The sequence below is a fragment of the Bradyrhizobium sp. CW1 genome (assembly GCF_023100665.1).
In the GTDB taxonomy this organism is placed as follows: Bacteria; Pseudomonadota; Alphaproteobacteria; order Rhizobiales; family Xanthobacteraceae; genus Bradyrhizobium; species Bradyrhizobium canariense_D.
Genome location: NZ_CP064684.1, coordinates 79,729 through 102,371 on the forward strand (window position 1 = coordinate 79,729; position 22,643 = coordinate 102,371).

General features: G+C 62.5%; 25 protein-coding genes and 1 tRNA gene. 12 read left to right on the top strand and 14 right to left on the bottom strand.

Annotated features, from left to right (window positions below):
• The first annotated feature begins 95 nt into the window (after nt 1-95).
• From IVB54_RS00370 to IVB54_RS00385, 4 genes are all read left to right on the top strand, one after another.
• Nucleotides 96-584, top strand: a complete 489-nt coding sequence (locus IVB54_RS00370; RefSeq protein WP_085359631.1) for a TerB family tellurite resistance protein — start codon at nt 96-98, stop codon at nt 582-584.
• Nucleotides 585-815: 231 nt separating this feature from the next.
• Nucleotides 816-1,595, top strand: coding sequence for an SDR family oxidoreductase (locus IVB54_RS00375; protein ID WP_026233870.1), 780 nt, complete (start codon nt 816-818; stop codon nt 1,593-1,595).
• Between the two features lie 127 nt (nt 1,596-1,722).
• Nucleotides 1,723-2,517 carry a glutamine amidotransferase gene (locus tag IVB54_RS00380; protein ID WP_026233871.1) on the top strand — a complete coding sequence of 265 codons (795 nt, stop codon included), beginning with the start codon at nt 1,723-1,725 and terminating at the stop codon, nt 2,515-2,517.
• 109 nt (nt 2,518-2,626) lie between these two features.
• Nucleotides 2,627-3,439, top strand: coding sequence for an enoyl-CoA hydratase (locus IVB54_RS00385; RefSeq protein ID WP_018459743.1), 813 nt, complete (start codon nt 2,627-2,629; stop codon nt 3,437-3,439).
• Between the two features lie 108 nt (nt 3,440-3,547).
• Here the strand turns inward: IVB54_RS00385 and IVB54_RS00390 are convergent.
• Nucleotides 3,548-3,623, bottom strand: a tRNA-Ala gene (locus tag IVB54_RS00390).
• 204 nt (nt 3,624-3,827) lie between these two features.
• On the opposite strand from IVB54_RS00390, the gene IVB54_RS00395 reads away from it, so the two are divergent.
• Genes IVB54_RS00395 through folD form a run of 3 tightly spaced genes read left to right on the top strand, consistent with a single transcriptional unit; the run spans nt 3,828 to nt 5,378 of the window.
• Entirely contained in the window at nt 3,828-4,118 is a 291-nt protein-coding gene (locus IVB54_RS00395) for a YggT family protein (protein ID WP_007598721.1), read from the top strand.
• Between the two features lie 20 nt (nt 4,119-4,138).
• The gene (locus IVB54_RS00400) at nt 4,139-4,483 is read left to right on the top strand and encodes a DUF167 domain-containing protein (RefSeq protein WP_247777021.1); all 345 of its coding nucleotides are present in this window, start codon (nt 4,139-4,141) and stop codon (nt 4,481-4,483) included.
• A 10-nt stretch (nt 4,484-4,493) separates the two neighbouring features.
• Complete coding sequence (gene folD / locus IVB54_RS00405) at nt 4,494-5,378, top strand: bifunctional methylenetetrahydrofolate dehydrogenase/methenyltetrahydrofolate cyclohydrolase FolD (protein WP_018459745.1); 885 nt, start codon at nt 4,494-4,496, stop codon at nt 5,376-5,378.
• 37 nt (nt 5,379-5,415) lie between these two features.
• Here folD and ppa read toward each other — a convergent pair whose 3' ends face one another.
• Entirely contained in the window at nt 5,416-5,952 is a 537-nt protein-coding gene (gene ppa / locus IVB54_RS00410) for an inorganic diphosphatase (RefSeq protein ID WP_007604168.1), read from the bottom strand.
• Between the two features lie 175 nt (nt 5,953-6,127).
• Nucleotides 6,128-6,637: a GNAT family N-acetyltransferase gene (locus IVB54_RS00415; RefSeq protein ID WP_007598725.1), complete on the bottom strand. Its 510-nt coding sequence runs from the start codon at nt 6,635-6,637 to the stop codon at nt 6,128-6,130.
• A 262-nt stretch (nt 6,638-6,899) separates the two neighbouring features.
• Here IVB54_RS00415 and IVB54_RS00420 point away from each other — a divergent pair, with 262 nt between their 5' ends.
• Together IVB54_RS00420 and IVB54_RS00425 are read left to right on the top strand one after the other, a co-directional pair.
• Nucleotides 6,900-7,787: an alpha/beta fold hydrolase gene (locus IVB54_RS00420; protein WP_018459747.1), complete on the top strand. Its 888-nt coding sequence runs from the start codon at nt 6,900-6,902 to the stop codon at nt 7,785-7,787.
• A gap of 42 nt (nt 7,788-7,829) precedes the next feature.
• The gene (locus IVB54_RS00425; RefSeq protein ID WP_018459748.1) at nt 7,830-8,237 is read left to right on the top strand and encodes a thiol-disulfide oxidoreductase DCC family protein; all 408 of its coding nucleotides are present in this window, start codon (nt 7,830-7,832) and stop codon (nt 8,235-8,237) included.
• A gap of 7 nt (nt 8,238-8,244) precedes the next feature.
• On the opposite strand, the gene IVB54_RS00430 is transcribed toward IVB54_RS00425, so the two are convergent.
• The 9 genes from IVB54_RS00430 to IVB54_RS00470 form a co-directional block, all read right to left on the bottom strand.
• Nucleotides 8,245-9,528 carry a type II restriction endonuclease gene (locus IVB54_RS00430; RefSeq protein WP_247375669.1) on the bottom strand — a complete coding sequence of 428 codons (1,284 nt, stop codon included), beginning with the start codon at nt 9,526-9,528 and terminating at the stop codon, nt 8,245-8,247.
• Entirely contained in the window at nt 9,474-9,935 is a 462-nt protein-coding gene (locus tag IVB54_RS00435) for a very short patch repair endonuclease (RefSeq protein WP_346658287.1), read from the bottom strand. Before IVB54_RS00435 ends, IVB54_RS00430 begins: the two co-directional genes overlap by 55 nt.
• Nucleotides 9,928-11,190: a DNA (cytosine-5-)-methyltransferase gene (gene dcm / locus IVB54_RS00440; protein ID WP_247360614.1), complete on the bottom strand. Its 1,263-nt coding sequence runs from the start codon at nt 11,188-11,190 to the stop codon at nt 9,928-9,930. The genes IVB54_RS00435 and dcm overlap by 8 nt, the downstream gene beginning before the upstream one ends.
• A gap of 94 nt (nt 11,191-11,284) precedes the next feature.
• Nucleotides 11,285-12,526, bottom strand: a complete 1,242-nt coding sequence (locus tag IVB54_RS00445) for an NAD(P)/FAD-dependent oxidoreductase (RefSeq protein ID WP_247364509.1) — start codon at nt 12,524-12,526, stop codon at nt 11,285-11,287.
• A gap of 125 nt (nt 12,527-12,651) precedes the next feature.
• Complete coding sequence (gene typA / locus IVB54_RS00450) at nt 12,652-14,478, bottom strand: translational GTPase TypA (protein WP_018459751.1); 1,827 nt, start codon at nt 14,476-14,478, stop codon at nt 12,652-12,654.
• Between the two features lie 256 nt (nt 14,479-14,734).
• Nucleotides 14,735-15,004: a hypothetical protein gene (locus tag IVB54_RS00455; protein WP_018459752.1), complete on the bottom strand. Its 270-nt coding sequence runs from the start codon at nt 15,002-15,004 to the stop codon at nt 14,735-14,737.
• The gene (locus tag IVB54_RS00460) at nt 15,001-16,431 is read right to left on the bottom strand and encodes a radical SAM protein (RefSeq protein ID WP_018459753.1); all 1,431 of its coding nucleotides are present in this window, start codon (nt 16,429-16,431) and stop codon (nt 15,001-15,003) included. The genes IVB54_RS00455 and IVB54_RS00460 overlap by 4 nt, the downstream gene beginning before the upstream one ends.
• Complete coding sequence (locus IVB54_RS00465; protein ID WP_018459754.1) at nt 16,412-17,128, bottom strand: prolipoprotein diacylglyceryl transferase family protein; 717 nt, start codon at nt 17,126-17,128, stop codon at nt 16,412-16,414. The genes IVB54_RS00460 and IVB54_RS00465 overlap by 20 nt, the downstream gene beginning before the upstream one ends.
• A gap of 79 nt (nt 17,129-17,207) precedes the next feature.
• A complete protein-coding gene (locus tag IVB54_RS00470) occupies nt 17,208-17,972 on the bottom strand; it encodes a Crp/Fnr family transcriptional regulator (protein WP_018459755.1) in 765 nt (254 codons plus the stop codon).
• A gap of 156 nt (nt 17,973-18,128) precedes the next feature.
• Here IVB54_RS00470 and IVB54_RS00475 point away from each other — a divergent pair, with 156 nt between their 5' ends.
• Nucleotides 18,129-18,530 carry a response regulator gene (locus IVB54_RS00475; protein WP_026233873.1) on the top strand — a complete coding sequence of 134 codons (402 nt, stop codon included), beginning with the start codon at nt 18,129-18,131 and terminating at the stop codon, nt 18,528-18,530.
• A gap of 10 nt (nt 18,531-18,540) precedes the next feature.
• On the opposite strand, the gene IVB54_RS00480 is transcribed toward IVB54_RS00475, so the two are convergent.
• Both IVB54_RS00480 and IVB54_RS00485 read right to left on the bottom strand, forming a co-directional pair.
• Nucleotides 18,541-20,082: an alkaline phosphatase D family protein gene (locus IVB54_RS00480; RefSeq protein WP_018459757.1), complete on the bottom strand. Its 1,542-nt coding sequence runs from the start codon at nt 20,080-20,082 to the stop codon at nt 18,541-18,543.
• Nucleotides 20,083-20,185: 103 nt separating this feature from the next.
• Nucleotides 20,186-21,631, bottom strand: coding sequence for a TAXI family TRAP transporter solute-binding subunit (locus tag IVB54_RS00485; protein ID WP_247777022.1), 1,446 nt, complete (start codon nt 21,629-21,631; stop codon nt 20,186-20,188).
• Nucleotides 21,632-21,785: 154 nt separating this feature from the next.
• On the opposite strand from IVB54_RS00485, the gene IVB54_RS00490 reads away from it, so the two are divergent.
• Nucleotides 21,786-22,088, top strand: a complete 303-nt coding sequence (locus IVB54_RS00490; protein ID WP_018459759.1) for a 4a-hydroxytetrahydrobiopterin dehydratase — start codon at nt 21,786-21,788, stop codon at nt 22,086-22,088.
• Nucleotides 22,089-22,179: 91 nt separating this feature from the next.
• A complete protein-coding gene (locus IVB54_RS00495; RefSeq protein ID WP_018459760.1) occupies nt 22,180-22,569 on the top strand; it encodes a YkvA family protein in 390 nt (129 codons plus the stop codon).
• Nucleotides 22,570-22,643 lie beyond the last annotated feature (74 nt).

The window sequence follows — 22,643 nt, forward strand, 5'->3', positions numbered from 1 at the left end:
GCGGAACTGACGCACGTTGCGCCGGTTGAATTTCCTACTCATATAATGCTGGTAGCGGTCGCGCTCCGCGGCTTCATCGATTTCGGTAGGACCTTATGCTCGACGGCCTGCGCCAATTCATCGCCGACATTGTTGCTCCCCATGCCCAGGACCGCGCTTTCGGTGACGGTGATTACCGGCTGGCGGCGACCGCGCTGCTGGTTCACGTGATCTCGCTGGACGGCCAGCCGACGGCTGCCGAGCAGCGCAAATTGCACAGCCTGATCGAAAGCCACTTTGGGCTCGATCGCGGCACCGCGGATCGTCTGATCGCGGATGCGACGGAGGTCGAGGGCGAGGCGGTCGACCTCTATCACTTCACCAGCATCATGATGCGCTCGCTCGACGAAGAGGGCCGCAAGCGGGTCGTCCAGATGATGTGGGAGCTGGTCTATGCCGATGGCCAGGTTACCGAGTTCGAGGATAATGTGGTCTGGCGTGCCTCCGACCTGCTCGGGATTTCGCAACGCGACCGGATCGACCTGAAGCACGCGGTCGCAGATCGTGCCGGTGGTCAGGTCAAGGACAGCGCGGTCGGCGGGTGATCACTGCCAATACCGCCAATTGGCGGTTGTGCGGACCACATGACGAAACTTTAATGTAGCCTCGGGGCTGCCCTGGTTCCGGTTTTCCCCTGTAAAAACGGGGTTTTCCTGCTTCCCCCGTTTCCCGCTCAGGTGGCTATGCGGTGGACGCCGCTTGCCTGTCGCGCACGGCCTATGCTCTCGTTCCAGCATTGCGGCGCCAAAAAAACTTCAATTCAAGAGATCTCGATCGTGACTGAGCGGGTAACGTTGATCACCGGTGCCTCGGCGGGCATCGGCACGGAGCTAGCGCGTGTGTTCGCCGCGAACGGACACCGTCTTGCGCTGACGGCGCGACGCGCGGACCGGCTCGAGGCGCTCGCAAACGAGCTCGCTGCCAAGGGTGGCAAAAAGCCGATCGTGATCGCCTGCGATCTTGAGGATGCGGATGCCGGCGAGAAGATCGCCGCCGCACTCGCTGCCGAAGGCGTCGAGCTCGATCATCTCGTCAACAATGCCGGCTTCGGCGTGTTCGGCGACGCAATTGAGCGCGACCGCGTCGAGCAGGTCGGCATAGTGGATGTCAATGTCCGGGCTCTGACGGATCTGTCGCTGCGCTTTGCCGATCAGCTGATCAGGAACAAGGGTGGCCTTCTCAACGTCGGATCGGTCGCCGGCTATCTGCCCGGCCCCGGCATGGCGGTCTATTACGCGTCCAAGGCCTATGTCATTTCCTTCACCGAGGCCTTGCGGGCGGAGCTTGCACCGCACGGCGTTCGCGTCACCGTACTTTGCCCGGGCCCGGTGCCCACCGAATTCCAGGCGCGCGCCGGCGTTGGGTCCGGACATGATACGGCCCTTCTCAATGTTCCTGCCGCTGAGGTCGCACGACAGGCCTATCGCGGCCTGATGGCCAACAAGCGGGCCGTGCTCCCCGGTCTGGGCATCAAGATTGTGCCATTCGCGCTGCGCTTCTTCCCGCGCGGCTTCATCCTGTCCGCCACCAGCCGGTTTCAGAGACAAAGACGCTAGAGGGAGCTCTCGGTCGGTCGTGGCCCGGAGCTTGCTTTCTATCGGGAGTGTGTGTGCGCAAACTCACACGAAATTAACGATCGCTTAGTTATGCTGGCGGTCAGAACCGATAGCAGTCGCAAAGACCATGTCGTTCCGGACGGACAGATTTGGTGGCGCAGATGTGGTGCCCTTCCCCAGAAGGACGCCTGATGTCGCCGCCTTCGAAACCCGGTTGCCGGTTCTGATCATCCTGCATCAGGAATCCTCGACGCCCGGCCGCGTCGGCAATGCGCTGCGCGCCCTTGGCCACCGCCTCGACATCCGCCGTCCCCGCCTCGGCGATCCGCTGCCTGAGACCCTCGACCAGCATGCCGGCGCTGTGGTCTTCGGCGGTCCGATGAGCGCCAATGATCCCGACGACTACATCCGCCGCGAGATCGACTGGATCGAAATTCCGCTCCGCGAACAGCGGCCGTTCCTCGGCATCTGCCTCGGCGCGCAGATGCTCGCGAAGCAGTTAGGAGCCCGCGTCGCGCCGCATGCCGATGCGCTGACCCAGATCGGCTACTACCCGATCCGCCCGACACCCGCGGGACACGGGCTCTGCCCGAATTGGCCGGCACGGGTCTATCACTGGCATCGCGAAGGCTTCGAGCTGCCGGTTGGCGCTGAACTGCTTGCCGAAGGCGATGATTTTCCGGTGCAGGCGTTCCGCACCGGCAACGCTTTCGGCGTGCAGTTTCATCCTGACGTGACCTACGCCATGATGCATTGCTGGACCACGCGCGGCTATGACGGTCTCAGCGCGCCCGGCGCGCGGCAGCGGCATCATCACTTCGCGGACCGTGCCGTCTACGATGCCGCGGAACGGGCCTGGCTTGATCAATTCATCGACGGCTGGCTGGCGCGTCGGCCGTTGCTGGCGCAAGCCGCCGAGTGATCGCGCCCTCCCAGGCCGTTGGCACAAGCCCTTGTCTCATCCCTTGATATGCTAGGCTCATGTCAACGAGCGCGCGCGAAACTGCGCCGGCAAACAAAGGGAGAGCACCATGGCTTACGAACACATTCTCTATGAGGTCAGCGACAAGGTCGCGACCATCACGCTCAACCGTCCCGATCGCATGAATGCGTGGACGCCGATCATGGAGCGCGACGTGCGCCATGCGATGGAAGCATCGAGCGCCGATGACAATGTCCGCGTCATCGTGATCACCGGCGCGGGCCGCGCCTTCTGCGCCGGTGCCGACATGGACGCATTGAAGGGGCTCGACCCCGATGATGTCAGGCGCGCGTCGAACCTGCCGCCCTTCGACATGAACCGGCGGCCGGACTGGCAGACGCGCCATGGCTTCTACCCGTCGATCGGAAAGCCTGTCATCGCCATGCTCAATGGCGCGACCGCCGGCATCGGCCTCGTCCACGCGCTCTATTGCGACCTGCGCTTTGCCGCCGACAACACCGTGTTCACCACCGCCTTCGCCCGGCGTGGTCTGATCGCCGAGCACGGCATCAGCTGGATGCTGCCGCGAATCGTCGGCCACGCCAACGCGATGGATCTGTTGCTCTCGGCGCGCCGCGTTTCGAGTGACGAGGCGCTGCGGATCGGGCTGGTGAACCGGCTCTGCTCGCCCGAGAAGCTGCGCGAGGAGACCTATGCCTATGCGCGCGACCTCGCCGATTTCGTCTCGCCGAGCGCGATGGCCGTGATCAAGCGGCAGCTCTACGAGGTGCCGTTCCAGACGCTGGCGGAGGCGACGATCGAAGCCAACCGGGACATGATGGTGGCGCTGAACGGCAGCGATTTCCGGGAGGGGGTCGCGAGCTTCATGGAGAAGCGGCCGCCGAGGTTTACGGGGAAGTAGGGAAGCTTAAGGGGCAGTCCGTCTTCGCCCTGCGGGCTACGCCGGACACCACGCTTCGCCCCTCGAGCTCCGCGCGGCTGCGCCACGCGTAGCCCGAAGGGCGAAGCGTGGTGGAGCCAGGCGGGATCGAACCGCCGACCTCGTCATTGCGAACGACGCGCTCTCCCAGCTGAGCTATGGCCCCTTTTGTAGGCCGCTCTGGTCAATGCGGCCGACAACCGGGCGCCATTTAAGTCCCCGCCAAGGTCAAGTCAAGGACGGGTGTAACCCGGTTTTAGCCATCCCGGCACCGACTTCCCTTGTTTGGACCGGGGGGAACCGATATCTAGCAGCAGGCGTCAATCCCGACCGCAGCCAGAATTTTCAAAAGTCAGAGTCTTCAAAAGCCATGCGTGCCGTTCTCGACATCGTCATCATCGTGCTCGACCTCTACGTCTGGCTGCTGATCGCGTCCGCGATCCTGTCCTGGCTGATCGCCTTCAACGTCGTGAACACCCGCAACCAGTTCGTTTCGGCGGTGGCGGAGTTCCTGTACCGAATCACCGAGCCGGTCCTGGCTCCGATTCGCAATTTCCTGCCCAGCCTCGGCGGCCTCGACATCTCGCCGATCATCCTGATCCTGCTCATCATGTTCATCGAGCGGGTGATCCTGTATTACATCTACCCGAACGTGATCTAAGCAAGCTGGAGCGCCCTGGGTTGCCAAAGAACCTTGTCATCAAGGAACCTTGGCGTTACGGGGCCGCAGGTATCAGCATCGCGCTGCGGGTGACGCCGCGCGGCGTCCGCGACGACATCGACGGGATCGAGCAGCTCTCCGATGGCCGCAGCGTGCTCAAGGTGCGGGTGCGCGCTATCGCAGATGGCGGCGAGGCCAACAAGGCCGTTCTGGTGCTGCTGGCGAAATCGTTGGGCGTGCCCAAGGCCAGCCTCAAACTCCTGTCGGGAGCGACCTCGCGGCTGAAGCAGATCGCGGTCGACGGCGATCCGGCGCGGCTCGGCGAAGCCCTGCGCCAGCTCGCATCAGCCAAATCGACAGACTGAGGGAACTGACATGACCGCCAAGATCATCGACGGAAAAGTCATCGCCGCAGAACTTCGCGCCCGCGTCGCCGACGAGGTCGCACGCGTCAAGCGCGAGCACAATCTGGTTCCGGGCCTTGCGGTGGTCCTGGTCGGAAGCGACCCGGCGAGCGAGGTCTATGTCCGGTCGAAACACACCCAGACCCAGGCCGCCGGCATGGCCTCGTTCGAGCACAAGCTGCCGGCCGACGTCTCGCAAGCAGATCTCCTGGCGCTGGTCGCAAAACTCAACCGCGATCCCGCCGTGCACGGTATTCTGGTGCAACTACCGCTGCCCAAGGGCCTCAATACCGAGGCGGTCGTCAATGCCATCGACCCCGCCAAGGATGTCGACGGGCTGCATCCGAACAATGCCGGCCGCCTCGCCGGCGGTTTCGAGGCGCTGTCGCCCTGCACGCCGCTCGGCTGCATCATTTTGACCAAGAGCGTGCATGCTTCGCTTGAAGGCATGAACGCCATCGTCATCGGCCGCTCCAACCTCGTCGGCCGACCGCTGGTGCAGCTGTTGCTGAACGAGAACGCCACGGTGACCATCGCGCATTCGCGCTCGCGTGACCTGCCCGGGCTCGTGAGGCGCGCAGACCTCGTCTATGCCGCCGTCGGAAAGTGCGAGATGGTGCGCGGCGACTGGCTGAAGCCGGGGGCGACCGTGATCGACGTCGGCATCAACCGGATTCCGAGGGACGACGGCAAGACGCGTCTCGTCGGCGATGTTGCCTATCAGGAAGCGCTCGCCGTGGCTGGCGCCATCACGCCGGTACCGGGCGGCGTCGGTCAGATGACAGTCGCCTGCCTGCTCGTGAACACGTTGCGCGCGGCCTGCGCGATTGCAGGGCTGCCGAAGCCGGCGGTGTAGTTCACCTCGCCCCGCAAGCGGGGCGAGGGAGCAGAGCTCAGGCCTTCTTCTTTTTCTCGCGATCGATGCCTTCGAGGATCAGCTTGTGCGCATCTTCGGGGCCGCCCCAGCGCAGGATCTTCACCCACTTGCCGGGTTCGAGATCCTTGTAGTGCTCGAAGAAGTGCTGGATCTGCTGGAGCGTGATGTCCGGCAGGTCGGAATACGACTTCACCTTGTCATAGCGCTGCGTCAGCTTCGACGACGGCACCGCAAGAATCTTCTCGTCGCCGCCGGCTTCGTCTTCCATGAACAGCACGCCGACCGGGCGCACGCTCATGACCGCGCCGGGAATGATGGCGCGGGTGTTGATGATGAGGACGTCGCAGGGATCGCCGTCGTCGGACAGCGTGTGCGGAATGAAGCCGTAGTTCCCGGGGTAACGCATCGGCGTGTAGAGGAAGCGGTCAACCACCAGCGTGCCGGCTTCCTTGTCCATCTCGTACTTGATCGGTTCGCCGCCCACGGGGACTTCGATGATGACGTTGACGTCGTGAGGGACGTTTTTCCCGATCGAGACCGCATCGATACGCATTCAAGGCTCCGTTGTTGCCGAGGTTAAATCGCACCCGGCAGCGATTTTGGCGCTGTCATACGCGGGCTTGGCCCGCTGATCCATCGCGTTTTTGTGAAATAATGAATCCGGCGATCACCGGCTCAAGGCAGCGGTATCGACGGAAGGAAAACGCTGCCGGCGGGACTTCAGCAGCTCAATTGGTCCAAGCGAAGGCAACCTTGTCGAGCGACTTCGGCCCGAAACGCTCCGAGGACCGCGCCACCATGCGGCCGCCCAAGGCGCGGTAGAACTCGGTGGCCGGATCGTTGTCCGAGAGCGCCCACACCACCATGCTCTTCAGGCCGCTCTGCATCAGGTCGCGGCGGGCCGCGGTGAACAGGCGGCGACCAAAGCCCAGGCCCTGGAATTCGGGACGCAGATAGAGCTCGTAGACCTCACCGTCGAAATGCAGGCTGCGGGCGCGGTTGCGGCCGTAATTGGCGTAGCCTGCGATCTTGTCGCCGAACACCAGCACGCTGACGCGGCTGCCCTTGCGGATCGCGCTGTCCCACCATTGCGGACCGCGGCGGTTGATCAACTTCTCCAGTTCGGCGCCGGGAATGATGCCCTGATAGGCGGAGCGCCAGGCTTCGTCATGGGTGGACGCCACCGCAGTTGCATCTGCGGCTTTGGCCGGCCGGACCTCGATCAGGGTTGTGCTCATGGACGTGATCAAACCAAGTCGCCGCGCCGGCGGCAAGACCTATCGTTAATTATCGGTTAACGTGTGGACTTTCTGCATCAGTATTTGAACCATGTTGTACCGAAAAAAGACAAGACGCCGATTCGAATGGCACCGGGGTGCTCTGCGCCGGTGCAAAACTGCTTTGCGGCAACGAATGAACGGCAATGGCAACGCAGAAAGTCTGCCGATATTGATTCGTTCCTACTAGTCTAACTGTCGCTGTTCTCGCCTCCGGCAATTCATGCGGATCCCCAACATCCTCGTGCCTTTGGCTCTGCTGGCCTTGCTGGCTGCGCCGCCGGTGTGCGCTCAGGTTTTTGGTTCGTCCGGAGCGGAGGGCGATCCGTTTCGCCGTCAGCAATGGCGCGTGCCGTCGCCGGATACCGACATCGCCGCTCATGCCCGGCTGTTTCGCCCGCCGGGTGCCGGCCCGTTCCGGCTTGCGGTGATCGCGCATGCTTCGACGCAAAATGGCTTGCGGCGCGCGCAAATGTCTCAGCCGGAATACCGCGCACTCACGGCATTCCTCATCGCGCGCGGCTTCGCCGTGCTGGTGCCCGAACGGCTCGGCCATGGTGCGACCGGTGGCCGCTATGTCGAGGACCAGGGTGGCTGCGACGAGGCGGACTACGTGCGCTCGGGCCGCGCAACGGCCGACGAAATCGCGCTCGCGCTGGACTATGTGCGAAAGCAGGATTTTATCCGCAAGGACGCCGCGATCGTGATCGGCCATTCCGCCGGCGGTTGGGGCGCGCTGGCGCTCGCGAATGCCGATCCGAAGGCGATCTCCGCCATCATCGCCATTGCGCCGGGCCGCGGCGGCCATGCCAATGACGAGCCGAACCGGATCTGCGCGCCGCATACGCTTCTCGCCGCGGCGGCTGAATTCGGCAAGGCCGCGCGCATCCCCATCACATGGCTCGTTGCCGCCAATGACAGCTACTTTGCACCGGCATTTTCGCTTGCGTTGGTCGATGCGTTTCGCGGCGGCGGTGGCAAGGTCGACTTCCGAACGACGCCGGCCGTCGGTAGCGAGGGCCACTGGATGATCGAAACCGAGGCAGGCGTCAAAGCCGCGAGTGCCGAGCTTGCGCGTGGGTTGAAGCCGGCGGCTGCCAAAAAGCCATGACGCCGTATTCCTGGTCACGCACCTGATATTGGACAATCGCTAATGCCCAAATGGCCCGACGATGACGTCATCCTGTTCGACGGCGTCTGCATCTTCTGCTCGCGCTGGGTCCGCTTCGTCGCCAAAAGGGACCCGGCGAAGCGGTTTCGCTTCACGCCGATTCAATCTGACTATGGCGCCCGGCTCGCGCGCACGTTCGGCATCGATCCCGCTGATCCCGACACCAATGCCGTGGTTCACGGCGGCGCGGTGTTCATGAAGTCGGACGCTGCGCTGACGGTGCTGTCGCAGCTCCCCGGCTGGGGCTGGGTGCGCGCGTTGTTCGCTGTGCCCAAGCCGCTACGGGACCCGCTCTACAATCTCGTCGCGCGCAACCGATACCGCATCTTCGGCAAGTATGATTCGTGCTTCGTACCGGATGCCGACTTGCGGGCGCGGGTGATCGAGTAGGACGTGGTCAGCGTTGGATTTTCTCTACAAGAGCCACAAATTCTTGCAGGTCCAAAAGGGCTCTTTGTTGAGTCGACTTGTACGTTTCGTGAAGCTTTTTTGGCAAGACAAGTTGCAACGATTTGGTGCGCATTTCGGATGTTTGATTTTCTGAAATTCCGGGCTCTAACGTCAAGAGATGCTTCGTCTTGATCCGGTTCGCTTCAGCTAACACTTGACGCCACCGATCCTTGCAGGTCGATTTTGCGCCGAGCATTACAAGGCGATTTTCTGAAAACGCTGACGAATTGTATTCCTTCGCCCCCGGGAACAGGAAATCCGGTCTATTGTTATTTTCGGTTCGCGCCCCTCTCTCGAACCTTAGCTTGCGGGCAGAAAAAATTGCAGCGAGATGATGCTCAAGAGCCGATCCGGCGCGCGACTTGCGGCGATTCTGGACGCTCAGCGAAAATTTGATGAAGCCTTCAACGTCAGCCTTCTTGCTGAGCATGAAACCGTCGGCCAGCCTTTTCGAGACAATGTGCCGCTCTAGGGTACGGAACAACCTTTCCTCAAATTCGATCCATGTCATGAGCGCGTGATCAGGATCGTCTCTAACACTCGTCTCGGGAGCATGCTTCCTAGCAAACTCAGAGAAGATGCCCGTTGCGGGGAATTCTGCACCAAATTTCTTTAGGAGCGCGTCGAGCCACTCATCCTCAGTAACGATAGCTTCGATTTCGATGAGCTCAAGAATATAGCGAGCCGTGAAAGAAAGTTCCTGACCGCGCTCTCGGCGAAAGTCTCGCTTATTGTCGTCGAAACGGTCTCCGGTTGCACGCAGACCGAATAGCCAAAAGAGTTGCTGCTCAATTGCGCTGCCCGCGGTGCAACTCATCGCAAGCAGTGGACCAGATTTTGGCTTGCAGAAAAACAGCGTGTCGCCAGCGCGCGCCTTCCGAACGACTTCTTCGGCAGCCGCCGGATAATATAATCGATACTCAGGCTCCCTATGGGGTTGGTTCTTTCGACTGTTGTACCATGTGCCGTCGAGTTCGAGTCGGAGCGGTAGCTCGTCATCCTCAAGTCGGATATAAGTAACGTCAATCTTCTTCTTGGTCTCGGGTGAACCAAGGAACTCGCGGAAAGCGTCAACGCCCTGATACTCGTGACCCCGCGACGTGTTGGGATCGACCTCGGTCGCGGCCAGTGTCTTGGCGGCAACTCCTATGAAATACTCTGAGAGATATCCCCGTTTCATCTTTTCGGTGTCCCGCGCAACTCGGTTGAAGGTCGATTTGAGCGAAGCCAACTTGAACATCTGTCCAAGAGCGAGTGGATGGGAATAGCCCCACGTCCCTTGAGGCTGCATTCCCAAATGATGCAACAACGCCAGCCGGCTTCCTTGAGGGCAACAAGGGCTTTGCGATCGACCTCTCTATTGCGGTTGATCTTCTTGCGCCAGAAATCTGTACGTGTCGTCGGCCATCTGAATAAGTGACAATCATGGCCGTGCCAGAAGCAACCGTGGACGAAGATTGCGGCCCGATATTTGGGAAAGACAAGATCTGGCTTACCTGGCAGGCGCTTGTCGTGCAGGACGTAGCGGAAAGCCCTTGCATGTAGCCCTCGCCGGATAATTAATTCAGGCTTCGTATTCTTCCCTCGGATGCCCGCCATCATCCGGCTTCGAACCTCGACCGATACGACGTCAGCCATAGACGAAGGCCCGGTCAGGCTCCATCGCAAAAGGCAGTTCGGGATGCTTTTGCAGCTTCCTTACGGCGCGGTTTTCGACGGCGCTGATAATATGCGGCTTCATCAACTCTGCGACCGAAGCCACTACTGGAACGACAACCGCATTTCCAAACTGTCTGTAGGCCTGCGTGTCCGAGACGGGGATACGAAAGTCCGATCCGTCAACATGCCTGAAGCCCATAAGCCTTGCACATTCGCGAGGTGTCAGACGTCGTGGCCTCTTGCGCGGCTGTGCGATCAGAACTTCCGATCCATCCTTGAAGTATCGAGCCGAAAGTGTACGGGCTACGTCATCTGGGCCAAACAGGCTATAACCAAAGCCGTTACCTTTGGCGGCATGCTTGTCTTTGTAGTTCTTGAGGTAATTCCAGAGGTGGGCCGTGAGCGTATATTTCGGATCGACGCTTTCGTGCGAATCCAGAATTGATCCAAGCTTCGGGCTATTCTCCGGAACAACAAGGCGGTCGAAATCGAAGCTACTTTCCTTCTTGAATCCTACGATGAAAATTCGCTCGCGCTTTTGTGGGACCCAGGGCGCCGAATTGATGACGCGATGATGAATCTCGTAACCAAGCTCGTTGCGTAGAACGTTGATGATGGTCGCGAATGTCCGTCCCTTGTCATGTCGCTGGAGGTTTTTCACATTCTCCAGCAGGAATGCAGAGGGTTGATGATGTGCGATAATTTGCGCGAGATCGAAAAACAACGTGCCTTGCGTGTCGCAGAGAAATCCGTGAGGTCGCCCGAGCGCGTTCTTCTTCGAGACACCTGCAATCGAAAAAGGCTGGCACGGAAAGCCTGCAAGAAGAACATCATGCGCAGGGATCATTGAAGGATCTTTCGAGTATTCCCTGATGTCCCCGGCAATGGGGTGGTCGTTCCCGAAGTTCTCGCGATAGGTAGCTTGCGAGTACTTATCCCACTCGGACGTGAAAACGCACTGTCCGCCGATGGCATCGAAGCCAATTCTCAGACCCCCGATACCAGCAAATAAATCGATAAATCGGAAAGCGGCGGGCTTGAGGCGCTTCTCGGGTAATCGGGCCAAATGCTCTTGGAGCCATTTGATAGCAATCGGGGACGGTCGTGAGTCACCGTTCTCATATCGAATGACAGTGCGCTCTGTAACGCCCAGGAGATTGGCAGCTTCGGAGCGCGACAACCCCGTTTTCAGCCGAAGGGCTTCGAATTCGACCGAGTGGGGCGAGCGGGTCATATGCGAACTTTCGCTGGGACAAGAATTGGCAAGTTGTCCTTGATTCTTCCCAGAAAGCATAGTTGTTCATGGTATGTTCCGTCAAGCCAAGTCGCTAGGACGTCGCCGTCCCCAGCACTTCCCTCGCCGCCCGCTCCCCTGAGTCCCGCGCCCCATGCGCCGTCGAGAAAAAGTTCGGCGACGTCGCTTCTCCCGCAAAGAACAGCCGCCCATCGGTCGGTGCCGCCAGCACGGCGCGGTCACCGGCGTGGCCGGGCAGGGCGTGCGAGTAGGAGCCTCTCGCGAAGGGGTCGTGGGCCCAGCGCGACTCGTAGAGCGGCTTCAGCTTTCGCCTGATGTCGTTGCCGAGGAAGCCTGCGATCTCCTCGATGCTTTGGGCGGCAATGGCGCCGTCGCCCGCGTCTTCCAGTTCGCGTGCAAAGCTGCCGCCGAAAAAGCCTTCGATGCAGGGCTGGCCGAACGGGCGGATATGATAGGTGCCCATGTCAGTGCGCATCGTGGCGCCGCGCAAATTACCTTCCTTCGGGAAGGCTTCGGCATCGTCGAGCGCCAGCGTCACCTTGTCATCGACACCGAGCGGCAGGCCGGCCGCGGCGTCGACCTTGGCGGGGAGAGGTGGCGAGAAGCGGATCGCCTCATTGGCGATCAGATTGGTCGGCACGGTGACGATCACCTTGTCCGCGGTCAGCGTGCCCTGCGATGTCTCGATGCGGATGCGCTGGTCGGAATGATCGATCAGCGTGACGTTGCAGTTCAGCGCCACCGGGCATGGCGCGCCATAGGCCGCGATCAGCGCGCCGTAGCCGCGGCGGACGCGCCAGTTGAGGTCGCTGTCCTCATACGCGTCCCAGTCCAGCGTCGACATGTCCTTCAGTTCGCAGCCGTTGATGTAGGTCGAGATCGCGTCGATCATGGGATTCCAGCGATTGCCGGGCTCCAGGCTGAAGCTCGCGGGGACATCCTGGCCCTTCTGGGCGGTCTCCCACAGCCGCTGATAGAAGGCGTCCATGGCGTGCATGAAATCATCGCGCTCGGCTTTCGGAAACGCGTCGCCATAGGCGCGCTCGCGCCAGGGCGGGAGGTCCTTGTTGACCTCGAAATCGAGCTGCTTTGCAATCGCGACGAAGGAGTTGTTGTCCGCCGAATGCAGCCAACCGCAGCCGACGTCGAAGGTGACTTCGGGCGAGGCCTGCACCGTCCAGGCCCGGCCACCGAGCCGGTTACGCGCCTCGAGCACGATCACGGAGAGGCCGGAGCCTGCCAGCGCATGCGCCGCGCCGAGACCGGCGGCGCCCGCACCGATGATCGCGACGTCGACGGAGGAGGGGAGGGACATAGCGGTCAATTTCATCGTCATGCCCGGGCTTGTCCCGGGCATCCACGTCATTGACACCAGTATCGAAGACGTGGATGGCCGGGACAAGCCCGGCCATGACGCATTCGTCGTGTGTCCGAGTGGCCTTAAGCCACCGCTTCCTTGGATTTTTCCGCGCGCTTGCGCTCGTTCGGGTCGAGGTGCCGCTTGCGCAGGCGGATCGACTTCGGCGTGATCTCCACCAGCTCGTCGTCCTCGATATAGGCCAGCGCCTTTTCCAGCGTCATGCGGATCGGCGGGGTCAGGCGCACCGCTTCGTCCTTCGACGTGGTTCGGATGTTGGTGAGCTGCTTGCCCTTGAGCACGTTGATCTCGAGGTCGTTGTCGCGGGTATGCTCGCCGACGATCATGCCCTTGTAGACCTTCCAGCCCGGCTCGATCATCATCGGGCCGCGATCTTCCAGCTTGAACATGGCGTAAGCCACCGCTTCGCCCTGGTCGTTGGAGATCAGCACGCCGTTGCGGCGGCCCTGGATCTCGCCCTTGTACGGCGCGTAGCCGTGGAACAGACGGTTCATGATCGCGGTGCCGCGGGTATCGGTGAGCAGCTCGCCCTGGTAGCCGATCAGGCCGCGGGTCGGCGCGTAGAACACCAGCCGCAGACGGTTGCCGCCGGACGGCTTCATCTCGATCAGCTCGGACTTGCGCTCGCTCATCTTCTGCACGACGACACCGGAATGCTCCTCGTCGACGTCGATGACGACTTCCTCGATCGGCTCGAGGGTGGCGCCGGTGGCCTCGTCCTTCTGAAATACGACACGCGGACGCGACACCGAAAGCTCGAAGCCCTCGCGGCGCATGGTCTCGATCAGGATCGCGAGCTGCAATTCGCCACGGCCTGAAACTTCCATCGCGTCCTTGTCGGAGGCTTCGACGACCCGCAGCGCAACGTTGCCCTCGGACTCGCGCAGCAGGCGGTCGCGGATCATGCGGCTGGTGACCTTGTCGCCTTCGGTGCCGGCGAGCGGCGAGTTGTTGACGATGAAGGACATCGACACGGTCGGGGGGTCGATCGGCTGCGCCACCAGCGGGGTGTCGACCGACGGATCGCAGAAGGTGTCGGCGACGGTGCCCTTGGTCAGGCCGGCGATGGCGACGATGTCGCCTGCCTCGGCTTCGTCGAGAGGAGTGCGCTCGATGCCGCGGAAGGCGAGGATCTTGGTGATGCGGCCCTGCTCGATCGTCTTGCCGTCGGCGCCCAGCACCTTCACGGCCTGGTTCGGCTTGATCGAGCCTGAGGAAATACGGCCGGTGATGATGCGGCCGAGATAGGGGTTGGCTTCCAGAATGGTGCCGATCATGCGGAACGGGCCTTCCTCGACGGTCGGCGGCGCGACATGGCGCACGATCAGGTCGAACAGCGGCTGCATGCCGGCTTCCTGCGACCCGTCCGGGCTCTCGGCCATCCAGCCTTGCTTGGCCGACCCGTAGAGGATCGGGAAGTCGAGCTGCTCCTCGCTGGCGTCGAGCGCCGCGAACAGGTCGAACACCTCGTTGATGACTTCGGTTGCCCGCGCGTCGGGACGGTCAACCTTGTTGATCACGACGATCGGCTTCAAACCGACCTTGAGCGCCTTGGAGACCACGAATTTGGTCTGCGGCAGCGGCCCCTCGGCGGCGTCGACCAGCACCAGCGCGCCGTCCACCATGTTGAGGATGCGTTCGACCTCGCCGCCGAAATCGGCGTGGCCTGGGGTATCGACGATGTTGATGCGGGTGTCCTTCCACTGCACCGAGGCCGCCTTGGCCAGAATGGTGATGCCGCGCTCGCGCTCCAGATCGTTGGAGTCCATGGCGCGCTCAGTCACCTTCTGGTTCTCGCGATAGGTGCCGGATTGCTGGAGGAGGCGGTCGACCAGGGTCGTCTTGCCGTGGTCGACGTGGGCGATGATGGCGATGTTGCGAAGATTCATGAGTGGGCTTCTTTGCGGTCGGACAATGGGTTAAGCGCGATCTCGCCGGTCAGACCGGGACCTCTTCTCGAAACAACGCTTGAAGACTGGAAACGGGGCGCTTTCCGCCCAAAAGGGAAAGCCCGGCATATCGACCGGGCACCCTACGCGTTGCGGCGCAATATAGGCAAAAACCGCCAAAAAACAATGTGTTCTTTGGCCGTTGGTTGATTGAATTTTGTCCGGGAATTCCCGGGGGTTAGGCGAAAAGCCGGGCTCAGCCGCGCCGGCCCTTGATCGCGGCCCAGATCAGGGCGACCCCGCCCAGCCCCACGACCAGGCCTACGAACACCAGCGGTGCCACGTCGGAACCCATCCGGCCGCCCTCGATCACCGACATTCCGCCGAACAGCAATGCGCAGGCACCGGGTAGCAGCATGAGGATCCCGAAGATCGCCATGATCGCGGTCAGGCAGCCGCCGCGCTTGTTCGGCGGGGCAGGAGGCGGTCCCGGAGGGGCTGGCGGCGGCGTGTCGCTGATGCTCATGCCTGCAGGACTCCTGCGGTTGACTGCGCCGCCAGTTCGGCGCGGATGCCGTCGATCTTTCCGTTTCGGTAGAACAGATTGTAGGTGTCGAACGGGATGATCGCGCCGTTCTCGGTGACGAAATGGATGCAGCTGCGCTTGACGTTGCCGACGCAGAAATTGAAGCGATCGAGAAACTGCACGATGGTGACGCGGAATACGTTCTCGTACGTGATTCCCTGCGGCACCTCGAAGCTCGGCAGGCAGCACAGCAATTCGCAGACGCGCTCGCTCGTGTTCAGCGGTCCCGAGGACAGCGAGAACAGATCGATGAATTTCTCCCTCAGCGCCGGATGCTTCTCCGGGCTTATCGTATTGGGCAACAATGCGACGAGTTGCTCCTGCGGGATCAGCGAGGTCAGCGGCAGCACTTTCTTGCCGTTGCGCAGGCCGTAACCGATCGAGATGCTTTCGGGATTGCAGGGCAGCGGGATCATGTCCTTGTCGCCGAACACGCCGGTTTCGACCACGCGCTTGCGGATCTCCGACAGCATGATGCGATCGGTGTTCTTGTCGAAATTTTCGTTGCGGCCGGCGTCCTGCACCGGCTGCAGCGTGACGCCGCGAACGCACTTCCAGGTCAGCGCGTGGCGGACGATGTCGCCGATCTCGGCATCGTTGACACCGCGCTTGATGGTCGCCACCAGCGTGGTCGATACGCCGTAATGCTCGAGATTCTCCAGCGCCTGCTGACGGATCTTGCGCAAATCCGCGCCGCGCAGATTGATCAAAGCGTCGCGTTCGAGCGAGTCGAACTGGAGATAGACCTCGAGCCCGCGCTTGTTCTCGGCGAGCCGCGCCACGAAATCCTTTTCGCGGGCGATACGCAGGCCGTTGGTGTTGATCATGACATGGCGGATCGGGCGGGCGCGCACCGCATCGAGGATCGCGAAGAAGTCGGGATGCAGCGTCGGCTCGCCGCCGGAGATCTGCACCAAATCAGGCTCGCCCTCGCTCGCGACCAGCGCGTCCAGCATTCGCTCGACCTTGGCCAGCGGCGTGAAGCTGGTCCGCGCCGGCGAGGAATCGGCAAAGCACACCGGGCAGGTCAGATTGCAATGCTCGGTGATCTCGATCAGCGCGAGGCAGGAATGCTGCTCGTGGTCGGGGCACAGGCCGCAATCATAGGGGCAGCCGAATTCGGTATGCCGTTGAAAGGCCAGCGGCCGGTCGCCCGGCTTGATGAAATCCTTGCACAGGCGCCAATACGCGGCGTCCGTCGACACGAGCGTGGACTGGACGCCATGCTCCTTGCAGCGCTTCTCGTACCAAACCTCGTTGTCGAGGATCTGGATCTTGGCCGGCACCAGCTTCAGGCAGGTCTCGCAGAGAGATTGGGTCTGGCCCCAGAAGATATAGGGACGCGACTTACGCAACGGCGCGTTCATGCATGGGTCTCGCATTGGGCGCCCTCGCCAGCATGACGACGGCGTAGAGCAGGATGGACAGCGACAGCAGGTGAAACAGCGTGAAGGGGCCGATCAGCGTGCCGTAGGGCTTGAGGAATTCCCACAGGAAGCGCTGTGCTCCATAGTAGACGAGGACGAGGTAGAAACCATTGGTGATCACAAACGCGCTCCGGTTCAAGACCGCCACCACGTAGAGCAGCGCGAACACCCCCATCGCGGCGCTTTCGTAGAGCTGCACGGGATGGCGCGGGATGCCGTCGCCGAAATCATGGCCCCAGGGCCATGCCGTCGGCGTGCCGTAGGTGAAATCGTCGAGGCCCGCGAAAAAGCAGCCGAGCCGGCCGATCGCGATGCCGAGCGCCAGCGGCAGCGCAAAACGGGCGCCGGTTCGGACCGTGATCCCTGCGGACCATTTGTAGAGCTCGATCGCCAAGATGCCGCCGACCAGCGCTCCTTCCACGGAGCGCGCGATGCCGCTCTGGCCCGACAGCCACAGATTGGCGGAGCCGAACAGATAGGCGCCGAGCCCCGCGCCGAACACCAAAGCGGCGAGGTAGGACCGCTCAAAGGATTGCGCCGGAAACCGCAAGCCCTGTCGCGACAGCCCGTAGAGCGCCACGGCCGCAGCCAGCCACGCCGCGATGTCGAAGAGAGTGTGAAGGAAAGCCCCGCTCATGCGGGGACATTAGCCCAGGTTCCCCCGCGGCGGGATAGTGCGGCCGCTTCTTATCCCCGAAGAGGAGCGAGTCAGGCGGCTAGCCGGCCTGCCTCTCCTCGGTCGGATAGACGCCGCGCAGCACCTCCTCGAAGTGCATCTTCACGGCCTCGTTGCACAGGCAGGAGCGCAGGCGCAGGCCCTCGCGGTTGCGGACCAGGATCGATCCGCGTCGCGTGTCGAGCACGCCCTCCGCCTTGAACGACTGGAGCACGCGGCTGGCATAGCTGCGGCCGACGCCGAGCAGTGTCGCGAGTTGCTCGTGCGTCAGAGGCACGCTGCTCTCGTCGCCGGTCCGCTCCATAGCGGCCAGCATCCATTTGGCGGTGCGCTGCTCGATCGAGTGAATGGCGTTGCAGGCGGTGGACTGGAAGATCTGAGCCAGCATGCAGTCGGCGTAACGAGCGAAGACATGGCGCAACGAGGGCGAGCGCTGCTTGGCGGCCTCCAGCTTGCTGACGTGAATTCGCGCAAACGGCCCGCCGAATTTCACGCAGATCCGGGTATAGGCCGGCAGATAACCCTCGCTGACGATGCCGCCCACCGCGCCTTCGCGGCCGACCAGGATGGTCTCGACATCGCGGCCGTCCTCATTGGGAACGAGGAAGGTTGCAAGCGACGGTCCGCAGGGGAAGTGGACGACCTGGACGTCGTCGCCGGGGTTGTAGAGCAGCTCATTCGCTGCGGCGCTTTCGAGCATGACATGCGGCGCAAGCAGGGCGAAGTCGGCCGGGCTCAAGCGCCGCAGCAGATTGTTGGTCGGCCGGCTATCGATCTCGGTGGCGTTGCTGGTCCGCGCGTCCATCTTAAACTCCCATCCGCCTCCACATTTAGCGAGTTCCGACGAGGTCCTGTGTGCACAAGTAGACCGACCTAACAACTGTGATGTGGTGGTTTCGTTCCGGGAACCTCCGCGCCGGGTACAGGCGTCGTGACGCGGTATCCCAGTCAGAGAAACCTCATGCTCCAAGTTACGATGATGGCACCCGCTGTTTCCGATGGTTCAAACTGTCCCGCCGATGTGCTCATTGTCGAGGACGATCCGATCATCGCGATCGACTTCGAAGATCGCCTGCTCGGATTTGGCGTGAAGAGCGTCCGCACGGTAGGTTCAGTGGCGCAGGCGCTGACCGCAATCGCGGCGCACGCCCCCGAATTCGCCTTGCTCGACGTCGGTTTGAGTCGCGAGAACAGCTTTGCGGTCGCCGAACGGCTCGCGGCGCTGAAAATTCCCTTTGTGTTCGTCACCGGCTACGGCGCTGACGCGCGCATCCCGCCCGAATTCGCCGGCCAGCCGCGATTGCAGAAGCCGTGTTCGAGCGACGCGCTGGAGGCGGCGCTCCAGGTCCGCGCGGCGAACTAGCGATACGGCGTCAGGCCGGCTTCGGATCGAGCGTGGTTGACCACAGCGCGACGTCGGCGCGGTCGCGCAAGGTCACCGTCATCTGGCCGGAAGCGCCGTCGATCTTGACGTGACCGAAGAACTGCATGCCGGCGGATGGCGGCAGGTTCTGGTTGTCTTTCCCGGGCGCCTTGACGAAACGCACCTCCGGCCCAAACGTATTGTCGAGCGCGTTCGGACCGAATGTGCCCGCGTGAAGCGGGCCCGACACGAACTCCCAGAACGGCTCGAAATCCTGGAATTGCGCCTTGTTCGGATCGTAATAATGCGCGGCCGCGTAATGCACGTCCGCCGTGAGCCACACGGTGTTGCTGACCGGCGCCATCTTGATGAAACGCAGGATGTCGGCGATCTCGAACTCGCGGCCGCGCACCGGGCCGTCGCCCTGCGCAATGGCTTCCGATCCCCCCTTCGGCGTGTCTGACACGACGAGGCTGAGCGGCATGTCGGAGGCGATCACTTTCCAGGTCGCGCGAGAATTCAACAGGCCGCGCTTGAGCCAGGCGATCTGGTCCGGGCCGAGGAAATAGCTGGCCGGGTCGTAAACGGTTTCGAGGTTGGGGCCGTTCGGGCCGCGATAGCTGCGCTCGTCGAGCACGAACACGTCGAGATGGGGACCATAGGAGATCTGGCGATAGACGCGGCCGGGCTCGACGATGCTCTCGCGCATCGGATACATCTCGTGGAAGGCACGGCTTGCGCGGGCCGCAAGCAGTGCGATGTCGCGCTCCTTGTAGGTCGCCGGCAGCTCCTTCGACAGCGACCAGTTGTTGGTCACCTCATGGTCGTCCCACTGCACGAAGATCGGCACTTCGGCATTGAAGGCGCGAAGATTGTCGTCGGTGAAATTGTATTTGTGCGCGGCGCGGTACTCGTCCAGCGTCTCGGCGACCTTGGCCTTCTCGGGAATCGTGACGTTCTTCCAGATCTTGCCGTCCGCGAGCTTCACCTCGGACTGGATAGGGCCGTCGGCATAGATGGTGTCACCGGAGTGCAGGAAGAAATCCGGACGGTGCTTGCGCATCGCCGAGAAGGTGAACATGCCGCCGTCATCAGGGTTGATGCCCCAGCCTTGTCCTGCGACGTCGCCGCCCCAGACGAAGCTGACGTCGCGACGGTCGGCGGGTGCGGTGCGGAAGCGGCCGGTCACCGGCTCGCCCTCCACCGCGGTGTGCGAAAGATCGCGGAAGCGGACGCGATAAAAAATGTCCTGTCCGCCCGGCAGGTTTTCGATCAGCATCTTCGCGGTGAAGTCGCTGTCGGGCAGCGCCGCGATCGGCGGCAGCGCGCGGGCATCCCTGAACGACTCCGTCGTCGCCACCTCGACCAGCATCTGTGCGGGCCGGTCGGTGCGCGCCCAGACCACGCCGCTGTCGACGGTGACGTCGCCCGACTGCACGCCATGGGTCACCGCCGGCCGGTCGGCCGCGCGGGAGAGATGGGGCATTGCGACCGCGCCGAGCGCGCCGGCGCTGGTCGTCAGGAAACGGCGGCGGGAGAATTTGATGTTCATGAAGACGGTCTCGATATCGCGTGAGGCGATCGCCCAGGGCGGTCGCCATGGTGAAGCAGACGCTATATTGAGACAATGTGACGCGGCGATAACGCGCGAGCGCTTACGCGTTGCCAGCGGCCCGGAATTGGGCACCGGCGCGCTGCAGGTTCTGCGGCAGGCTGAACAGCACCGCCTTGCGGTCGGCAACCGCCGCATGGAACTGGTCGAGCGCGATGTTGAAGGCGGTGAGCGCACCTTCCTTGATCGCGCCGTGGTCGTAGCAGCGCAGCGTATCGCGCAGGATCTCGTCGGCCTCGGTCTGCATCTGATCGAGATCTTCGGTCGTTTCGCTTTTTCGAGCGGCGGTGATCATGTCGAGCAGCCGCTCGCGCAGATGGCTGTTGTTGTCGCGCTCGTCCTTCTTCAGATAGCCCGCAAACCAGGCGCCGATCGAGCCCATGGCCGAGAGCGCCATCAGGGTCCACCAGATGTAATCGCTGTATCTGTCGAGGAAGGTCTTTTCTTCGCCGTCGACGAAAGCGGCGGCGCCGGGATGCACGGGAATCACCGCATCCTTGTCGGTGTCGGGCGTTTCGATCTTCGCCGCCAGCGGGAATTCCGTCACCAATTGCTGGCGTACGGAGAAAAGCTGGCGCGTGAACGCCGCGATGGTGGTTTCGGACACTGCTTTGCGCGCCACGATGTGGTGCGAGAAGCTGATGGTCTTGACCTCGTCATCGGGACGATCGGGCGAGCCGCCGTAAGTGCCCGCGGGAATCTCGGCCGCTTCATAGACCGGATGGTTCTGGGCGATCGCATCCGCGGAATCGATCGCGAGAAAGGTCGGCGTGCCGAAATCCTTGGTGGAAGCGGCGATCGCCTCCGCCGTGATCTTGCTGTTGACGGGACCGGCCGCGAGATAGGCATCAGCCCTCTGCGCCTTGATCGCTTCGACGGCTTCGGTTGCCGGGTATTGCACGATCTCGACCTTGGCGGGATCGACACCGTATTGCTGCAGGATCACCTTGAGCAAATTGACGTTGGCCTGGGTGCGGCCGACCACGCCGACCCGATGTCCGGCGAGCTGCGCGATCTTGGTGATCTTCGCGCCCTTCTTCTTGCCCTTGCCGGACACGGACCATAGCGCCACGACGTTCTTGCGCAGGGTCGCAACCGCTTGCGCGTTCTTCGGTACGTCGACGTCGCCGCGCACAATGGCAAGATCGGCCTTGCCTTCCGCGAGCAGATTGGCGCTGGCGGTGGCGCCGTCGGTCTGGATCGGGCGCAACCGCACAGAACTCTTATGCTGCGCGAAGGCCTGGGTCAGTGCCTGCACGACCTTGACGTCATCGCTGTTGGCGGGGCCGACCGCGATCTTCAGCGTCACCGGCCGCATGGCAAAGTAATAGCCGCCGGCGAGCGCGCCAACGATCGCGAGCACCAGCGCGAGAGTCACGAGCGCCGTCTTCCGCGCCGATGATCGCGGCGAGGGCGGGGTGGGCGCTTCGGCCAGGTCCAATCCCCCGGTCATCGATCTCCCGAACATTCGCTTGAGGCTCAGTTTCATCTTGGCCGGCGGTTTACGCCTGCAAGTGTAGCAAATTTCTTGTCCGGCAGGGTTACATCTCCGTCATGGTTAGCGGATGGGGTCCAATCCCGTATGAACCCGGGGCGTCAGTGCGGTGTTAGGGTAAAGTTCCCCTGAAAGGACGGAGGCGAGGATGACAGAACGGCTCTCGGCGGAGGCACGCAGGCAGGCGCTGGGCGAACTACCTGGCTGGACCGAGGCTCAAGGACGCGAGGCGATCGGGAAAACCTTTGTCTTCAAGGATTTCAACGAGGCGTTCGGCTTCATGACCCGCGCGGCACTGGTCGCCGAGAAGATGGACCACCACCCCGAATGGCGCAATGTCTACAAAACGGTGGAGGTGGTGCTGTCGACCCATGACGCCGGCGGCGTCACCGCGCTCGACATCGAGCTCGCCAAGGCGATGAACGCCATCGCCAAGCTGACACCAGGCTGACGTCTTGCAGGGGAAGGCCGCGTCCCCATCTTGTGATCAGCACGGGATGCGGCGATCTGCCACCCAGGCTGGAACGGGGAGTTTGTCGAACATGGCTGCCGAACACAGCGTCGGTTTCGAGCCCGCCGACCGGCTCGCGGAAGATCGTGAGAGCGTGCGCCGCCGCTTCTGGCGCAAGCTGAAGCGTGTCGCCGCGCATCTGCCGTTCGCGGAGGATCTGCTCGCGGCCTATTACTGCGCGTTCGACCGCCAGACGCCACGCCATGTCCAGGCCTCGCTGCTCGGGGCGATCGCCTATTTCATCCTGCCGTTTGATTTCGTTCCCGACGTGATGCCGATCCTCGGCTTCACCGATGACGCCGCCGTACTCGCCACCGCGATCCGCATGGTTGCCAGCCACATCACGAACGAGCATCGCGAAGCCGCCCGCGCCGCGCTGAAGCGCGGGGTGGATGAGGTGGAGCCGGAAGCCGCGCAATAGCTGTCGCCGCATACTCCGCTGTCATTCCTCGCGATGGTGCGGAATCCAGCACGCCGCGGCCTTCCGATTGAACC

Coding starts and splice junctions, on each gene's coding strand:
- IVB54_RS00370 (WP_085359631.1), top strand. CDS start 96: ATGCTCGACGGCCTGCGCCAATTCATCGCCGACATTGTTGCTCCCCAT.
- IVB54_RS00470 (WP_018459755.1), bottom strand. CDS start 17,972: ATGGACGCGCGGACCAGCAACGCCACCGAGATCGATAGCCGGCCGACC.
- IVB54_RS00465 (WP_018459754.1), bottom strand. CDS start 17,128: ATGAGCGGGGCTTTCCTTCACACTCTCTTCGACATCGCGGCGTGGCTG.
- IVB54_RS00485 (WP_247777022.1), bottom strand. CDS start 21,631: ATGAAACTGAGCCTCAAGCGAATGTTCGGGAGATCGATGACCGGGGGA.
- IVB54_RS00490 (WP_018459759.1), top strand. CDS start 21,786: ATGACAGAACGGCTCTCGGCGGAGGCACGCAGGCAGGCGCTGGGCGAA.
- IVB54_RS00415 (WP_007598725.1), bottom strand. CDS start 6,637: ATGAGCACAACCCTGATCGAGGTCCGGCCGGCCAAAGCCGCAGATGCA.
- IVB54_RS00385 (WP_018459743.1), top strand. CDS start 2,627: ATGGCTTACGAACACATTCTCTATGAGGTCAGCGACAAGGTCGCGACC.
- IVB54_RS00480 (WP_018459757.1), bottom strand. CDS start 20,082: ATGAACATCAAATTCTCCCGCCGCCGTTTCCTGACGACCAGCGCCGGC.
- IVB54_RS00455 (WP_018459752.1), bottom strand. CDS start 15,004: ATGAGCATCAGCGACACGCCGCCGCCAGCCCCTCCGGGACCGCCTCCT.
- IVB54_RS00475 (WP_026233873.1), top strand. CDS start 18,129: ATGCTCCAAGTTACGATGATGGCACCCGCTGTTTCCGATGGTTCAAAC.
- IVB54_RS00435 (WP_346658287.1), bottom strand. CDS start 9,935: ATGGCTGACGTCGTATCGGTCGAGGTTCGAAGCCGGATGATGGCGGGC.
- IVB54_RS00460 (WP_018459753.1), bottom strand. CDS start 16,431: ATGAACGCGCCGTTGCGTAAGTCGCGTCCCTATATCTTCTGGGGCCAG.
- IVB54_RS00395 (WP_007598721.1), top strand. CDS start 3,828: ATGCGTGCCGTTCTCGACATCGTCATCATCGTGCTCGACCTCTACGTC.
- IVB54_RS00495 (WP_018459760.1), top strand. CDS start 22,180: ATGGCTGCCGAACACAGCGTCGGTTTCGAGCCCGCCGACCGGCTCGCG.
- folD (WP_018459745.1), top strand. CDS start 4,494: ATGACCGCCAAGATCATCGACGGAAAAGTCATCGCCGCAGAACTTCGC.
- typA (WP_018459751.1), bottom strand. CDS start 14,478: ATGAATCTTCGCAACATCGCCATCATCGCCCACGTCGACCACGGCAAG.
- IVB54_RS00380 (WP_026233871.1), top strand. CDS start 1,723: ATGTCGTTCCGGACGGACAGATTTGGTGGCGCAGATGTGGTGCCCTTC.
- IVB54_RS00425 (WP_018459748.1), top strand. CDS start 7,830: ATGCCCAAATGGCCCGACGATGACGTCATCCTGTTCGACGGCGTCTGC.
- IVB54_RS00445 (WP_247364509.1), bottom strand. CDS start 12,526: ATGTCCCTCCCCTCCTCCGTCGACGTCGCGATCATCGGTGCGGGCGCC.
- dcm (WP_247360614.1), bottom strand. CDS start 11,190: ATGACCCGCTCGCCCCACTCGGTCGAATTCGAAGCCCTTCGGCTGAAA.
- ppa (WP_007604168.1), bottom strand. CDS start 5,952: ATGCGTATCGATGCGGTCTCGATCGGGAAAAACGTCCCTCACGACGTC.
- IVB54_RS00420 (WP_018459747.1), top strand. CDS start 6,900: ATGCGGATCCCCAACATCCTCGTGCCTTTGGCTCTGCTGGCCTTGCTG.